The organism is Pseudomonas sp. PS1(2021) (assembly GCF_020405165.1).
Taxonomy (GTDB): Bacteria; Pseudomonadota; Gammaproteobacteria; order Pseudomonadales; family Pseudomonadaceae; genus Pseudomonas; species Pseudomonas aeruginosa.
On the sequence record NZ_CP084484.1, the window covers coordinates 7,589,222 to 7,603,332 of the forward strand.

Here is a 14,111-nt window from a genome sequence, read left to right on the forward strand (position 1 = left end):
TCTGTGAACGCCCGCACGAAGGTGTTGTGACGGGCGAACAAATGTTGCGCTTATCTGTCGTAAAGACAGCGTCAAATATTCATCATGTCAAGGCAAAGTGCCATTATTTGGCGTCGGCAGTCGCACAACCACCGACCGCCTCGTGCAGCATTCGATTCGTGCGGAGAAAACGATGTACAAGCTGTGTTTCTATGTGCCTGAGAGCCATCTGGATGTCGTCAAGCAAGCGGTGTTTGCCGCGGGTGGCGGGCGCATCGGGGCGTACGACAGTTGCTGCTGGCAGTCCCTTGGCCAGGGCCAGTTCCGGCCCCTGGACGGTAGCCAACCCTACCTGGGCCAGGTCGGCCAGGTCGAGCACGTGGCGGAGTGGAAAGTGGAGCTGGTGGTGGCCGACGAGCTCATCCACGCCAGCGTCAAGGCGCTGAAGGCGGCGCATCCCTATGAGACCCCGGCCTACGAGGTCTGGCGCCTGACCGACATGGTCTTCTGAGTTTTCCTCGGACAAGCAAGAAGGGCGGCCAGTGGCCGCCCTTTTCGTTATCCGCTTCACGGGGAGAGCCCGACCCGGGGCTGTGGCGTGGCGCGAACAACCGTCTCGCGATTATCGAACCCGAGCGTGGGAGCTGTGGCGTAGGGCGGATAACCGCTTGGCGGTTATCCGCCGATTGGCCGAGGTCCAGCCCTCCTGCCGTCAGCGCCGCAGCAGCGGTTGCAGGGCCTGGCTCAGGGCCGCGGCGCGGGGGCCCACCAGGATATGGCAGATGCCGCCGGCGAGGGAACTGACGCCCTGTCCGCCGAGACGACGCAGTTGCTCGGTGGCCAGCTTGCGTTCGTCCGCCACGCTGACCCGCAGGCGGGTCAGTGCGACGTCCCGTACCTCGCGCAGGTTGCCGGCGCCGCCGAGGGCGCCGAGCCAGGCCTGGGCTTCGGCGGCGTCGACGGTGGCCTGCATCGCCACCACCTCTTCGGCTGTGTGCGGACTGCCCAGCGGCGGTACGGCTTCGCCCGGTTGCGTATCGAAGGGCAGGGCGCGGCGGATCTCGTCGGCGATGCTGTCGGCCTGTGGGCCGACCACCACCTGCAGGCTGCCGGCCTTGCCCGGACGTACCACGGCCATCGCACCGAGGGCCTTGAGTTGGGCGTCCGAGGCCTTGTCGCGGTCGACCAGGCGCAGACGCAGGCGCGTGGTGCAGGCGTCCACCACTTCGAGGTTGGTTGCGCCACCCAGGGCGCGGATGAATGCCGGGGCGCGCTCGGCTTCGGCGTTGTCGCCCGATTCGCTACTCGCGTCGTCTTCGCGGCCCGGGGTCTTCAGGTTGAAGCGGCGGATGCAGAAGTCGAACACCAGGTAATAGATGCCGGCATAGAGCAGGCCCAGCGGCCAGAGCATCCAGCCGTGGGTGGAACGGCCCCAGCCCAGGGCGAGGTCGATGGCGCCACCGGAGAAGGTGAAGCCGAGGCGGATGTCGAGCAGGTCGGTGAGGGCCATGGACAGGCCGGTGAGCAGCGCATGCAGCAGGTAGAGCAGCGGCGCGAGGAACATGAAGGCGAACTCCACCGGCTCGGTGACGCCGGTGAGGAAGGCGGTCAAGGCCATCGACAGGAGCAGCCCGCCGATCAGCTTGCGCCGCTCCGGACGGGCGTTGCGGTACATCGCCAGGCAGGCGGCGGGCAGGCCGAACATCATCACCGGGAACATCCCGGCCATGAACTGGCCGCCCTTCGGGTCGCCGGCGAAATAGCGCGCCAGGTCGCCGGTGACGACGCGCCCGGTTTCCGGGTCGGTGAAGCTACCGAAGACGAACCACACCAGGTTGTTGAGGATGTGGTGCAACCCGGTGACGATCAGCAGGCGGTTCAGCACGCCGAAGGCGAAGGCGCCGAAGCTGCCGCTTTCCAGCATGAGTTGGCCGAGGCCGTTGATGCCCTGTTGCAGCGGTGGCCAGATCACCCCGAACAGCAGGCCCAGGCAGACCGCGCTGATCCCGGTGGCGATCGGCACGAAGCGGCGGCCGCCGAAGAACGCCAGGTATTCCGGCAGCTTCACGTCCTTGAAGCGGTTATACAGGGCGCCAGCCACCAGGCCGCTGATGATGCCGGAGAGCACGCCCATGTCGATGCCCGGATCGATCACCTTGAGCACCGAGATCATCACCAGGTAGCCGATGGCGCCGGCGAGGCCGGCGGTGCCATTGTTGTCGCGAGCGAAACCGACGGCGATGCCGATGGCGAAGATCAGCGCCAGGTTGGCGAAGATCGCCTTGCCGGCGTCGTGGACCAGCGGAATGTCGAGCAGGTCGACGTCGCCCAGGCGCAGCAGCAGGCCGGCGATCGGCAGGATCGCGATCGGCAGCATCAGGGCGCGGCCCAGGCGTTGCAGGCTTTCGATCAGGAACGGGGGCATGGCGGTGGTCTCCGATTGTTCTTGTCAGGCCAGCGGCCAGTGTTGCAGGCAGGCGTCGCGCACCGCCCGGGCGCTGCCTAGGTCCAGTAGCGCCTGGGCGTGGCGGCGGCATTCAGCGGCGTCGAGCTGGCGCACCCGGGTCTTGATCTCGCCGACCAGGTTCGGCCCGACGGACAATTCCTCGACCCCGAGGCCGACCAGTACCGGTGTCGCCAGCGGGTCCGAGGCCAGCGCACCGCAGACGCCGACCCAGCGGCCGTGGCGGGCTGCTCCGGCGCAGGTCTGGGCGATCAGCCGCAGCAGCGCCGGGTGCAGGGCGTCGATGCGGTCGGCCAGGCCGGCGTGGCAACGGTCCATGGCCAGGGCGTACTGCGACAGGTCGTTGGTGCCGATGGAGAGGAAGTCGGCGTGTTCGGCCAGTTGATCGGCGAGCAGGGCGGCGGAGGGCACTTCGATCATCACCCCGAGTTCGGGCAGGCGCTCGATCCCCAACTGCGTGGCCAGCTCGCCGAGGCGGCCACGGATGGCGCGCAGTTCGTCGACCTCGCTGACCATCGGCAGCAGTATCCGGCAGCGTTCCAGTGGTTCGACCCTCAGCAGCGCGCGCAACTGCTGGTCGAGCAGCTCCGGGCGCGCCTGGCCGAGGCGGATGCCGCGCAGGCCCAGTGCTGGGTTTTCTTCCACCGGCAGCGGCAGGTAGTCGAGGTGCTTGTCGCCGCCGACATCGATGGTGCGGATGATCACCTTGCGCTGGCCCATGGCGTCCAGGACCTCCTGGTAGGCGTTGCGCTGCTCCTCTTCGTCGGGCGCGGCGCGGCGCTCGAGGAAGAGAAACTCGGTGCGTAGCAGGCCGACCCCGTCGGCGCCGTTGGCGAAGGCTTCGGCGGCCTCGCGCGGCGAGGCGACGTTGGCGCCGATCTCGATGCGCCGGCCGTCGCGGGTGAGCGCCTCGCGCTGCGCATCGGCCTGCTGGCGGCGGCGTTGTTCCTCGCGCTGCGCCACTTGCAAGGCGACCTGCTCCAGGCGTCGAGCGTCGGGGCTGAGTTCCAGCCGGCCCTGGCCGGCGTCCAGCACCACCTGCCGGCCTTCCTCCAGCTCCAGCAGCCCGGCGCCGAGCGCCACCAGGCACGGCAGGCCCTTGCTGCGGGCGAGGATGGCCACGTGGGAGGTGGCGCCGCCTTCGGCCATGCACAGGCCAGCCGCGCCGGCATCCACCAGCGGCGCGAGGTCGGAGGGGGTGATCTCCCGGGCGGCGACGATGGCGCCAGCAGGCACCCGCAATGGCGCGGTGTCGCCGAGCAGTACCCGCAGCACGCGTTTTTCCAGGTCGCGCAGGTCGTTGGCGCGCTCGGCCAGCAGCAGGTTGCCCAGCGCCTGGAGAATCTCGCACTGGGCCTGGATCGCCCGGTGCCAGGCGTGGGCGGCGCCGACGCCCTGGTCGATCAGCATGTCGGCGGCGTCCAGCAGACCCGGGTCTTCCAGCAGCGCGAGATGCGCGGAAAAGATCGCCGCTTCGTTCTCGTCGCCGCCGAGCCTGGCCTGCTGCAGGCTCCCCTGTACGTCGTCGCGCACCCGTTGCAGGGCCTGGTCCAGGGCGAGGTGCTGTTCCTCGGGACGATGCCGGCCGTCATCCGCCGGCAGGCTGATGGCGCCGAGCCGCGCCAGGGGACCGCTGGCCAGGCCGGGCGAAGCGCAGACGCCGGCCAGGGTACCGGCGACAGCCGCAGGTCGCGCCGCCTCGCCCGGGGCGATGGCGCGCGGAGCCTCCTTCGGAGCCCCCGCGGTGGCGCTGGCGAGGGCCGCGAGCAGGGCGCCGAGGGCCGCCTCGCTGTCTTCGCCGCGACAGATCACCTCTACCTCGTCCTGTTCGGCGACCCCCAGGCCCATGATGCCGACCAGGCTGTCGACGCTGGCCACCTGCCCGGCGAAGTGCAGTTCGGCCTGGCTGGAAAAGCCCTGCGCGGTCTTGCGTAGCAGCGCTGCCGGGCGTGCGTGCAGACCGCCATGATGGGCGACCCGCGCCCGCCCGCGAACCTGGCGCTGCGCGGAGCCTTCGCCAGGCGCGGGATTGGCCGGACGTTGCTCGGCCTTCTCTGGACTCAGTTGCAGGAGCGGCGCGCCGACCTCCACCGGGTTGGTGGTCAGCGGGCGTACCTGGAAGCCGTCGCCGTTGGTCAGGATCATCACCGTGATCAGACTGCGGCTGCCGCGGGCGACGCGGTCCAGGTCGAAGCGCAGCAGCGGCTGGCCCTCGATCACCCGCGTACCTTCCTCGACCAGCGCCTCGAAGCCTTCGCCTTGCAGCTGTACGGTATCGAGGCCGACGTGCAGCAGCAGCTCGGCACCGTTGTCGGCGCGCAGGCTGAGCGCGTGGCGGGTTCGCGCCAGGTGGCTGACCAGCCCGGCGCAGGGCGCGTGCAGGCAGTCGTTGAGTGGGTCGATGGCGATGCCTTCGCCCAGGGTGCCGCTGGAAAACACCGGGTCGGGTACTCGGTTGAGCGGCATCACGGGGCCGCTCAGGGGCGCTTTGAGGGCGAGATTCTTGTTGTTCATGGGCGCGCGCTCAGGCTCAGTGGGTTCGGGTGACTTTGCTCAGGTGCCGTGGCTGGTCCGGGTCCATGCCGCGGGCTTCGGCCAGGCCGGCGGCCATGACGTAGAAACTCTGGATCGCCAGGATCGGATCGAGCGCCGGATGCGCGGCGCGCTGCAGCGGCAGGTCGCGTTCGGCGATGTCGTCCGGGGCGGCGAGCAATACCTGCGCACCGCGCTGGCGCATATCCTCGGCGAGCGCCAGCAGGCCTTCCTGCTCCGGGCCGCGGGGAGCGAATACCAGCAGCGGATAGCGCTCCTCGACCAGCGCCATCGGTCCATGGCGGACCTCGGCGCTGCTGAAGGCCTCGGCCTGGATCGCCGAGGTTTCCTTGAATTTCAGCGCGGCCTCCTGGGCGATGGCGTAGCCGGCGCCGCGACCGATCACCATCAGCCGCTGGCAGTCGCGCAGGGCCTCGATGGCCGGCGACCAGTCGAGCCTGGCGGCCTGCTCCAGCCCGGCCGCCAGGCCCTGGCCGGCGGCCAGCAGGGCATTGTCGCGCTGCCAGTGGGCGAGCAGGCGGGCGCTGGCGCTGAGCGTGGCGATGAAGCTCTTGGTCGCTGCGACGCTGCGCTCGGTGCCGGCGCAGAGCGGCACGACGAATTCGCTGGCGGCTTCCAGCGGCGAATCTTCGGCATTCACCAGGGCGATGCCCAGGGCGCCGCGTTCGCGCAGGATGCGCAGGCTGTCCACGAGATCGGGGCTCTGTCCTGACTGCGAGAAAGCGAAGACGGCCTGCCCGGCGACACGCAGCGGCGAGCGGTTCAGGGTCACTACCGACATGGGCAGCGAGGCCACCGGCAAGCCGGCGTGCTGCATGGCCAGGTAGGCGAAGTAGCTGGCGGCATGGTCGGAGCTGCCGCGCGCGACGGTCAGTGCCAGGTTCGGATCGACCTCCCGCAGGCGCTGGCCAAGCGCCGGCAGGCAAGCGTCGAGCACGGCCAGTTGACGGCTCGCCACCGCGGCGGCGGAGAGCGCTTCCTCGAGCATCAGCGAAGTCATTCGAGTTCTCCTTCCACCATCACGGCGTCGAGTTCCAGGGAGCGATCCAGGCGCACCACATCGGCCCAGGCTGCGGGCGCCAGGCGGCCGCGCTCGGCGAGGCCGAGGTAATCGGCGGGGAATTGCGAAAGGCGTTGCGAGGCTTCGGCCAGGGGCAGGCCGATCTTCACCAGGTTGCGCAGCGCCTGGTCCATGGTCAGGGTGCTGCCGGCCAGGGTGCCGTCGGGCAGGCGCACGCCGCCCAGGCACTTGGTCACCGTGTGGCTGCCGAGCTTGTACTGGCCGTCGGGCATGCCGGCGGCGGCGGTGGAGTCGGTCACGCAGTACAGGCACGGGATCGAACGCAGGGCCACCCTGATGGCGCCGGGATGGACATGCAGCAGGTCGGGGATCAGCTCGGCGTAGCGTGCGTGGGCCAGGGCCGCGCCGACGATACCCGGTTCGCGGTGGTGCAGGCCGGTCATCGCGTTGTAGAGGTGGGTGAAGCTGCTGGCGCCGGCTTCCAGTGCGGCCACGCCGTCCTCGTAGCTGCCCAGGGTATGGCCGATCTGCAGGCGTACGCCGCGCTCGGCGAGGGCGCGGATCAGCGGCCGGTGTCCGGCGATCTCGGGGGCGATGGTGATCACCCGGATCGGCGCGCGGCGCAGGTAGTCCTCGACTTCCTCGAGCACCGCGGCATGGGCGAAGTTGGGCTGCGCGCCGAGCTTGCCGGAGTTGATGTAGGGGCCTTCCAGGTGCACGCCGAGTATCCGTGAACCGCCCTCCAGCGAGCGGCGGCAGTAAGCGCCGAGCTGGCTGAGGATGTCGGCGATCTCCTCGCGCGGTGCGGTCATGGTGGTGGCCAGCAGCGAGGTCGTGCCGAAGCGCCGGTGGGTGCGGGCGATGGTGGCGAAGGCGTCGCCGCCTTCCATGATGTCGCGGCCGCCGCCGCCGTGCACATGCAGGTCGATGAAGCCTGGCAGCAGGTACGGATCGGCGTTGCCGGCCGGGTCGCAGGGCTCGCCTTCGATCCGCTGGATACGCCCGTCCTGGATGTGTAGGCGGCCGAGGACCCAGCCTTGCGGGGTGAGAATGTTGCCTTCGAGCATGGCGGCTCCGTGTCGGTCAGCGTCGCAGTTCGGCGACGAAGTCGTAGTAGTCGTTGCGGCAGTAGGTGTCGGTCAGCTCGATCGGGGTGTTGTCCTCGAGGTAGCCGATCCGGGTCATCAGCAGCATCGCGGTGCCCGGCGCGATGCCGACCAGCGCGGCATCGGACGCGGACGCGTTGATCGCGCGCACGTGCTGGAGGGCGCGGACCACTGGGCGACCGATGCCGTCCAGGTATTCGTAGAGGGAATCGCCGACCGCTGTCGGGTCCGGCAGCAGGCGCGCCGGCAGGGTGCTGTTCTCGATCGCCATCACTGTGCCGTCGGCCTTGCGCAGGCGCTTCATGCGCGTGACCTTCTCGGTCGGCGAGAGGCCGAGGCGGATCAGTTCGTCGTGGGTGGGCAGGGCGATGCCGCGCTCCAGCCAGGTGGAGCCGGGGGTGAAGCCTTTCAGGCGGAGCATCTCGCTGAAGCTGGAGAGACGCGACAACGGTTGTTCGAGACGCGGCGTAATGAAGGTGCCGGAGCCCTGGTTGCGGCGGATCAGGCCCTGCTCGAAGAGTACTTCGAGGGCCTTGCGCGCGGTGACGCGGGAAATGTTCAGGGTTTCGCTGAGGTTGCGTTCGGAGGGCAGCGCTTCCTCCGCTTTCCACTGGCCGGCATGGATCGCGCTCTCGAGATTGCGCGCCAGCTGCAGATAGAGGGGGGTGGGTTGCGCCTCGTCGGGACGCAGGGCCAGGAGCAGGTCGTGGGCTGTCTTCATGAGAGGTTCCGATGCGGATTGTGTTGTTGTCGCCCGGTAATGCTGGGAAAACTAATACCACTTGAATACCACGTCAATGCCAGTTGTGCGTCGCGCACGCGTCAGCCAGCCGTCCCGTCGATTGACTCGGCCTGAGTAAGGGATGCAAGGGTTTGACGGATAAAAGAAAACGCCGCCGGAAAATCTCGCGGCGGCGTTCCTGGCGTGGCTGACGGCTGACGAGTGGTATCAGCCTGGTTCTGTCAGGGGCGGATCTCGATCAGCGTGCCGTCTTTCACCACGCTCCAGACTTCGCGCATGTCGGTGTTGTTCATGGCGATACAGCCATTGGTCCAGTCCAGGGTGGAGAAGTACCACTCCGGGTATTCGTCATCCAGCGGGGTGCCGTGGATCATGATCATGCCACCGGCCGGCAGGCCCTTTTCCCGGGCCTTGGCCACGTCGCGGGCGTTGGGGTAGGAAATGTGCATGGAGAGGTTGTAGTTGTTGCTGGTCTTGCGCCAGTCGATCCAGTAGAAGCCTTCCGGGGTGCGGTTGTCGCCTTCGGCCAGCTTCGGGCCGGTCGGGCGCTTGCCCAGCGAGACACGGTAGCTTTTCAGGACGTTGCCTTTGTTGAGGAGCAGCAGTTTTCGCTCGGACTTGAGCACCAGGACCTTGTCCACCTTGCCTTCCAGGCTCGGCGCGGCATTGGCCTGGGTCAGACTGGCGAAGGTCAAGCACAGCAAAGCAAGCAACCAGCGCATGGAAGTGAAATCCCCGATGTTCCCTTGAGCCGCAACGGCGGCGGTGTTCGAGTGTTTGGCGTTCAGTCTTTCTTATAGGAAGCCAGCATAGGTGCAATGGCTTCGTTGCGCACCGGGAAGCAGCCTTCGCGGCGGTCGCTGAAGTAGCATTCTAAGGTACGGCCGATGGTCGGAAAAGCCAGCTCCGACCAGGGAATCTCCGCTTCGTCGAAAAGCCGCACCTCCAGGCTTTCATCGCCGGCGGAGAAATCCAGGTCGAGCAGCTCGGCGCGGAAGAACAGGTAGACCTGGCTGATGTGCGGCAGGTCGAAAAGGGTATAGAGCTGCAGGTCGCCGATCCGCGCGTTGGCTTCTTCCTCTGTCTCGCGGGCCGCCGCCTGGGCGAGGGTCTCGCCGTTCTCCATGAAGCCGGCCGGCAGCGTCCAGTAGCCCAGGCGCGGCGCAATGGCGCGACGGCAGAGCAGGACCTGGCCGTCCCACACCGGCAGGCTGCCGGCGACGATACGCGGGTTCTGGTAGTGCACGGTGTGGCAGGCGTCGCAGACGTAGCGCAGGCGGTTGTCGCCGTCCGGGATGCGCTGGACCACCGTGGCGCCGCACAGGCTGCAGAATTTCATGCCAGGTTCTTCTTCGGGGAAAGGCCTATCTTGCTCGGCTGGCCGGGAGGCGACAAGGCCCCGTGCGGGAGGGGTGGGCTGGCCGGGGCTTTCGTGCCATGATCTCGGGGAAACGACAAGACCTCGGAAACCCCGGCAGTATGAACTGCACGCTCGACGAGCTGCGCCAACGCATCGAGGCGCACCGCCCCCGCCAACTGGATACCGACCAGCGCTTCCCCCAAGCGGCCGTGCTGGTGCCCATCACCCGCAGTGACGATCCGGAGCTGGTGCTGACCCTGCGCGCCGCCGGTTTGTCCACCCATGGCGGCGAGGTCGCCTTCCCCGGCGGGCGGCGCGACCCGGAAGACGCCGACCTGGTGCGCACCGCCCTGCGCGAGGCGGAGGAGGAGATCGCCTTGCCGCCGGGCCTGGTGGAAGTGGTCGGGCCGCTGAGCACCCTGGTCTCGCGGCATGGCATCGAGGTCACTCCCTATGTCGCCTTCATTCCCGACTTCGTCGAGTACCAGCCCAACGACGGTGAGATCGCCGCGGTGTTCAACGTGCCGCTGAGTTTCTTTCGCGACGACCCGCGCGAGGTCACCCACCGTATCGACTACTTCGGCCGCAGCTGGTACGTGCCCAGCTATCGCTTCGGCGAGTTCAAGATCTGGGGCCTGACGGCCATCATGGTGGTGGAGCTGGTCAACCTGCTGTACGACGACCCCATCGACCTGCACACGCCGCCGGCTTCGTTCATCAAACTGAGTTGACCGACGGGGCGCAGACCCCGGCCATGAGGAGATCGCGATGAAATACCGCCTGGGCGATGCCCGCGTCGAAACCCATCCCGACAGCTGGATCGCGCCCAGCGCAGCGGTGATCGGCAAGGTTCGCCTGGATGCCGGCGCCAGCGTCTGGTTTGGCGCGGTGCTGCGCGGCGACAACGAGCTGATCCATATCGGCGAGCACAGCAACGTCCAGGACGGCTCGGTGATGCACACCGACATGGGCTATCCGCTGACCCTCGGCAAGGGCGTCACCGTCGGCCACAACGCCATGCTGCATGGTTGCAGCGTGGGCGACTACAGCCTGGTGGGGATCAACGCGGTGATCCTCAATGGGGCGAAGATCGGCAAGTACTGCATCATCGGCGCCAACGCGCTGATTCCCGAGGGCAAGGAGATTCCCGACGGCTCGCTGGTGATGGGCTCGCCGGGCAAGGTAGTGCGCGAGCTGAGCGAGCCGCAGAAGAAGATGCTCGAGGCCAGCGCCGCCCACTATGTGCACAATGCCCGCCGTTACGCCCGCGACCTCGTCGAGGACCCGGCGTGAACGAGCGACCGGTGGCTTCGCCCTGCGTGCATGTCTGCGCGCTGGACGAGCAGGACATCTGTATCGGCTGCCAGCGCACGGCGGCCGAGATCACCCGCTGGGGCCTGATGAGCAACGACGAGCGCCGCGAGGTGCTCGGTCGCTGTTTCGAGCGCGCCAAGGCGCAAGGGCTGGTCAGCGGTTCCGCCTGAAGCGGATTCCGTTTTCTTTCATTTCCGAGGTTCTTCCATGACCCGTATCGGTACCCCCCTGTCGCCGAGCGCGACCCGCGTCCTTCTCTGTGGCTCCGGCGAGCTGGGCAAGGAAGTCGCCATCGAGCTGCAACGCCTGGGTTGCGAAGTGATCGCCGTCGATCGCTATGGCAACGCGCCGGCCATGCAGGTGGCACATCGCAGCCACGTGATCAGCATGCTCGACGGCGCCGCCCTGCGCGCGGTGATCGAGCAGGAGAAGCCGCACTACATCGTGCCGGAGATCGAGGCCATCGCCACCGCGACCCTGGTCGAGCTGGAGGCCGAAGGCTACACCGTGGTGCCCACCGCCCGCGCCGCGCAACTGACCATGAACCGCGAGGGTATCCGCCGGCTGGCTGCCGAGGAGCTCGGCTTGCCGACCTCGCCCTATCACTTCGCCGATACCTTCGAGGACTACCGCCGTGGCGTCGAGCGCGTCGGCTACCCCTGCGTGGTGAAGCCGATCATGAGTTCGTCGGGCAAGGGCCAGAGCGTCCTGAAAGGCCCCGACGACCTGCAGGCGGCCTGGGACTATGCCCAGGAAGGCGGGCGCGCCGGCAAGGGCCGGGTGATCGTCGAGGGCTTCATCGATTTCGACTACGAAATCACCCTGCTCACCGTGCGCCACGTCGATGGCACCACTTTCTGCGCGCCGATCGGTCACCGCCAGGTCAAGGGCGACTACCACGAGTCCTGGCAGCCGCAGGCGATGAGCGCGCAGGCTCTGGCCGAGTCCGAGCGGGTCGCCCGGGCAGTGACCGAGGCCCTCGGCGGACGCGGGCTGTTCGGCGTCGAACTGTTCGTCAAGGGCGACCAGGTGTGGTTCAGCGAGGTGTCGCCGCGTCCGCACGATACCGGCCTGGTGACCCTGATTTCCCAGGATCTTTCCGAGTTCGCGCTGCACGCGCGGGCGATCCTCGGCCTGCCGATCCCGGTGATCCGCCAGCTCGGCCCGTCGGCCTCGGCGGTGATCCTGGTGGAAGGCAAGTCCCGGCAGGTCGCTTTCGCCAACCTCGGCGCCGCGCTGAGCGAGGCGGATACGGCGCTACGCCTGTTCGGCAAGCCGGAAGTGGATGGCCAGCGGCGAATGGGCGTGGCCCTGGCGCGCGACGAGTCGATCGACGCCGCCCGCGCCAAGGCGACCCGGGCCGCCCAGGCGGTTCGCGTCGAACTCTGAGATGCGCCGGCTGGCAACGCTGGCCTGGTGGGCGGCGGCTCTGCCGTTGCTGCCGCTGGCGGTGCCGCTGGCTATCCGCACCCGCCGCCGAGCCTTGCGCCTGGCGCCCGCGGCGGGACCTCGCGAAGGGCTGGTCGGTGGGTCCGGTGCCGAAGAGCCGCTGCGCTTGCTGTTGTTCGGTGAGTCGACAGTGGCCGGGGTCGGCGCCAGTTGCCTGGACTACGCCCTGGCCGGCCGCCTGGCCGCGGCGCTGGGCGAGCGTCTGCGGCGCCCGGTGGCCTGGCAGGCGCTGGGCGAGAACGGTATCACCAGCGGCGAGGCGCGCGAACGCTTGCTACCGCAGGTGGCGGGACGTTTCTTCGACCAGGTGATCCTGGTCTTCGGCGTCAATGACACCACCAGCCTGCGCTCCCTCGAACGCTGGCGCGCCGACTGCGCGGCCCTGATCGACGGCTTCCAGGCGGCCGGCGCGCAGGTGACCTGCACCGCGGTGCCGCCGCTGCAGCATTTTTCCGCCTTGCCCGGGTTGCTGCGGGCCCTGCTGGGGTGGCGCGGGCGGCTGCTCGACGAGGCGCTGTGCGATCTCGCTGGCGCGACCGGCGCCGGCTACTGCCCGATCTCGCTGGACCTGCTTCCGGGCTACCTGGCCATCGACGGCTTTCATCCGTCGCAGCTGGGCTACCAGGTCTGGGCCGGGGCCCTCGCCGACTGGTTGGCGGCGAGGGAGAAGGGCGGCGTCGCGGTAGTCTGAGCGAGACTCAGGACACTGCGCCGAGGTCGTTGTCGCGGGTTTCCTTCAGGCACAGCACCGCCAGCAGGCTGAGCAGCGCCGCTGCGGAGACGTAGCCGCCGACCCAGCCCAGGCCGCCGATGCCGACCAGCTTCTGGGCGATATAGGGCGCCACCGAGGCGCCGAGAATGCCGCCCAGGTTGTAGGCCGCCGACGCGCCGGTGTAGCGCACGTGGGTGGGGAATATTTCCGGCAGCAGCGCGCCCATCGGGGCGAAGGTGACCCCCATCAGGAACAGCTCGATGCAGAGGAACAGGGCGACGCTGAACGTCGAGCCCTGGCTGAGCAGCGGCTCCATGGCGAAGCCGGAGGCGATCGCCGCCAGGCTGCCGAGCAGCAGTACCGGCTTGCGTCCGAAGCGGTCGCTGAGCCAGGCCGACAGCGGCGTGGCGGCGGCCATGAAGAGCACCGCGAGGCACAGCAGACCAAGGAACTCCTCGCGGCTGAAGCCGAGGCTGGCCACCCCGTAGCTCAGCGAGAACACCGTGGAGATATAGAACAGCGCATAACACACCACCATCGCCAGGGCGCCGAGCAGGGTCGGCCGCCAGTGCTGGGCGAACAGCTCGGCGATCGGCAGGCGGACCCTCTCGTGCTTGGCCATGGCCTTGGCGAACACCGGGGTTTCCGCCAGCTTCAGGCGTACGTAGAGGCCGACCACAACCAGCGCCGCGCTGAGCAGGAACGGGATCCGCCAGCCCCAGTCACGGAACTGCTCCTCGCTGAGCAGCATCGCCAGGGCCAGGAACAGGCCGTTGGCGGCGAGGAAGCCGATCGACGGGCCGAGCTGGGGAAACATGCCGAACCAGGCGCGCTTGCCGGCCGGCGCGTTCTCCGTGGCCAGCAGCGCGGCGCCGCCCCACTCGCCGCCGAGGCCGAGGCCCTGGACGAAGCGCAGCACGCAGAGCAGCAACGGCGCCCAGTAGCCGATGCTGTCGTAGCCGGGGAGGACGCCGATCAGGGTGGTGGACACCCCCATCAGCAGCAGCGAGGCGACCAGGGTCGACTTGCGCCCGATGCGGTCGCCGAAGTGGCCGAACAGCGCCGAGCCCAGCGGACGGGCGAGGAAGGCGATGCCGAAGGTGAGGAAGGCGCTGAGCATCTGCGCGGTGCCGGATGTCTGCGGGAAGAATACCGGACCGATCACCAGGGCGGCGGCAGTGGCATAGACGTAGAAATCGTAGAACTCGATGGCGGTGCCGATGAAGCTGGCGACTGCGACCCGGGTGGTCGAGTTGGCCGGTTCCGGAGCGGCGTCGGCGGCGAGGGTGGCGGCGGTCATGGTGGGAAGGTCCCTGGCAGTCGGGGCACGACGGAGTGCTTCCGTGCGGCCGGATGGTTATGGCCAGTGCGCCGATGCGGCGGCGCGGCGCCCGGGTGGGGCGGACGAGAT

Annotated in this window: 14 protein-coding genes; 6 read left to right on the plus strand and 8 right to left on the minus strand. The window is 68.6% G+C overall.

What is annotated here, in order from left to right:
* Nucleotides 1–172: 172 nt before the first annotated feature.
* Nucleotides 173–490, plus strand: a complete 318-nt coding sequence (locus tag LE197_RS35990; RefSeq protein ID WP_003092679.1) for a YqfO family protein — start codon at nt 173–175, stop codon at nt 488–490.
* A gap of 201 nt (nt 491–691) precedes the next feature.
* Here the strand turns inward: LE197_RS35990 and nagE are convergent, their stop codons facing one another.
* The 7 genes from nagE to LE197_RS36025 form a co-directional block, all read right to left on the minus strand.
* Nucleotides 692–2,404, minus strand: coding sequence for an N-acetylglucosamine-specific PTS transporter subunit IIBC (gene nagE, locus LE197_RS35995; RefSeq protein WP_033940357.1), 1,713 nt, complete (start codon nt 2,402–2,404; stop codon nt 692–694).
* 24 nt (nt 2,405–2,428) lie between these two features.
* The gene (gene ptsP, locus LE197_RS36000) at nt 2,429–4,957 is read right to left on the minus strand and encodes a phosphoenolpyruvate--protein phosphotransferase (protein ID WP_033937517.1); all 2,529 of its coding nucleotides are present in this window, start codon (nt 4,955–4,957) and stop codon (nt 2,429–2,431) included.
* A 16-nt stretch (nt 4,958–4,973) separates the two neighbouring features.
* Nucleotides 4,974–5,996, minus strand: coding sequence for an SIS domain-containing protein (locus LE197_RS36005; RefSeq protein ID WP_003119309.1), 1,023 nt, complete (start codon nt 5,994–5,996; stop codon nt 4,974–4,976).
* On the minus strand, nt 5,993–7,084 hold the full coding sequence (gene nagA / locus LE197_RS36010; protein WP_003113826.1) for an N-acetylglucosamine-6-phosphate deacetylase: 1,092 nt from the start codon (nt 7,082–7,084) through the stop codon (nt 5,993–5,995). Before nagA ends, LE197_RS36005 begins: the two co-directional genes overlap by 4 nt.
* Before the next feature lie 16 nt (nt 7,085–7,100).
* Nucleotides 7,101–7,844, minus strand: a complete 744-nt coding sequence (locus tag LE197_RS36015) for a GntR family transcriptional regulator (protein WP_003117452.1) — start codon at nt 7,842–7,844, stop codon at nt 7,101–7,103.
* A 242-nt stretch (nt 7,845–8,086) separates the two neighbouring features.
* Nucleotides 8,087–8,587: a L,D-transpeptidase family protein gene (locus tag LE197_RS36020; RefSeq protein WP_003092667.1), complete on the minus strand. Its 501-nt coding sequence runs from the start codon at nt 8,585–8,587 to the stop codon at nt 8,087–8,089.
* 62 nt (nt 8,588–8,649) lie between these two features.
* Nucleotides 8,650–9,204 carry an NUDIX hydrolase gene (locus LE197_RS36025; RefSeq protein WP_003092665.1) on the minus strand — a complete coding sequence of 185 codons (555 nt, stop codon included), beginning with the start codon at nt 9,202–9,204 and terminating at the stop codon, nt 8,650–8,652.
* A 140-nt stretch (nt 9,205–9,344) separates the two neighbouring features.
* Between LE197_RS36025 and LE197_RS36030 the strand changes: the two genes are divergently transcribed.
* The 5 genes from LE197_RS36030 to LE197_RS36050 are packed head-to-tail and all read left to right on the plus strand — an operon-like array spanning nt 9,345 to nt 12,679.
* On the plus strand, nt 9,345–9,956 hold the full coding sequence (locus tag LE197_RS36030) for a CoA pyrophosphatase (RefSeq protein ID WP_003092664.1): 612 nt from the start codon (nt 9,345–9,347) through the stop codon (nt 9,954–9,956).
* A 37-nt stretch (nt 9,957–9,993) separates the two neighbouring features.
* On the plus strand, nt 9,994–10,518 hold the full coding sequence (locus LE197_RS36035) for a gamma carbonic anhydrase family protein (RefSeq protein ID WP_003092662.1): 525 nt from the start codon (nt 9,994–9,996) through the stop codon (nt 10,516–10,518).
* A complete protein-coding gene (locus tag LE197_RS36040; protein ID WP_003092660.1) occupies nt 10,515–10,709 on the plus strand; it encodes a DUF1289 domain-containing protein in 195 nt (64 codons plus the stop codon). The genes LE197_RS36035 and LE197_RS36040 overlap by 4 nt, the downstream gene beginning before the upstream one ends.
* Nucleotides 10,710–10,746: 37 nt before the next feature.
* Nucleotides 10,747–11,928 (plus strand): formate-dependent phosphoribosylglycinamide formyltransferase, encoded by a 1,182-nt coding sequence (gene purT / locus LE197_RS36045; RefSeq protein ID WP_003092658.1) that lies wholly within the window; start codon nt 10,747–10,749, stop codon nt 11,926–11,928.
* Between the two features lies 1 nt (nt 11,929).
* Nucleotides 11,930–12,679: an SGNH/GDSL hydrolase family protein gene (locus LE197_RS36050; RefSeq protein WP_003122122.1), complete on the plus strand. Its 750-nt coding sequence runs from the start codon at nt 11,930–11,932 to the stop codon at nt 12,677–12,679.
* A gap of 7 nt (nt 12,680–12,686) precedes the next feature.
* Here LE197_RS36050 and LE197_RS36055 read toward each other — a convergent pair whose 3' ends face one another.
* Nucleotides 12,687–14,000, minus strand: a complete 1,314-nt coding sequence (locus LE197_RS36055; protein WP_124135975.1) for an MFS transporter — start codon at nt 13,998–14,000, stop codon at nt 12,687–12,689.
* Nucleotides 14,001–14,111: the final 111 nt, after the last annotated feature.

Bases quoted from the DNA above. Each gene is read 5' to 3' on its own strand.
- LE197_RS35990 (WP_003092679.1), top strand. From the start codon at position 173: ATGTACAAGCTGTGTTTCTATGTGCCTGAGAGCCATCTGGATGTCGTC.
- nagE (WP_033940357.1), bottom strand. From the start codon at position 2,404: ATGCCCCCGTTCCTGATCGAAAGCCTGCAACGCCTGGGCCGCGCCCTG.
- ptsP (WP_033937517.1), bottom strand. From the start codon at position 4,957: ATGAACAACAAGAATCTCGCCCTCAAAGCGCCCCTGAGCGGCCCCGTG.
- LE197_RS36005 (WP_003119309.1), bottom strand. From the start codon at position 5,996: ATGACTTCGCTGATGCTCGAGGAAGCGCTCTCCGCCGCCGCGGTGGCG.
- nagA (WP_003113826.1), bottom strand. From the start codon at position 7,084: ATGCTCGAAGGCAACATTCTCACCCCGCAAGGCTGGGTCCTCGGCCGC.
- LE197_RS36015 (WP_003117452.1), bottom strand. From the start codon at position 7,844: ATGAAGACAGCCCACGACCTGCTCCTGGCCCTGCGTCCCGACGAGGCG.
- LE197_RS36020 (WP_003092667.1), bottom strand. From the start codon at position 8,587: ATGCGCTGGTTGCTTGCTTTGCTGTGCTTGACCTTCGCCAGTCTGACC.
- LE197_RS36025 (WP_003092665.1), bottom strand. From the start codon at position 9,204: ATGAAATTCTGCAGCCTGTGCGGCGCCACGGTGGTCCAGCGCATCCCG.
- LE197_RS36030 (WP_003092664.1), top strand. From the start codon at position 9,345: ATGAACTGCACGCTCGACGAGCTGCGCCAACGCATCGAGGCGCACCGC.
- LE197_RS36035 (WP_003092662.1), top strand. From the start codon at position 9,994: ATGAAATACCGCCTGGGCGATGCCCGCGTCGAAACCCATCCCGACAGC.
- purT (WP_003092658.1), top strand. From the start codon at position 10,747: ATGACCCGTATCGGTACCCCCCTGTCGCCGAGCGCGACCCGCGTCCTT.
- LE197_RS36050 (WP_003122122.1), top strand. From the start codon at position 11,930: ATGCGCCGGCTGGCAACGCTGGCCTGGTGGGCGGCGGCTCTGCCGTTG.
- LE197_RS36055 (WP_124135975.1), bottom strand. From the start codon at position 14,000: ATGACCGCCGCCACCCTCGCCGCCGACGCCGCTCCGGAACCGGCCAAC.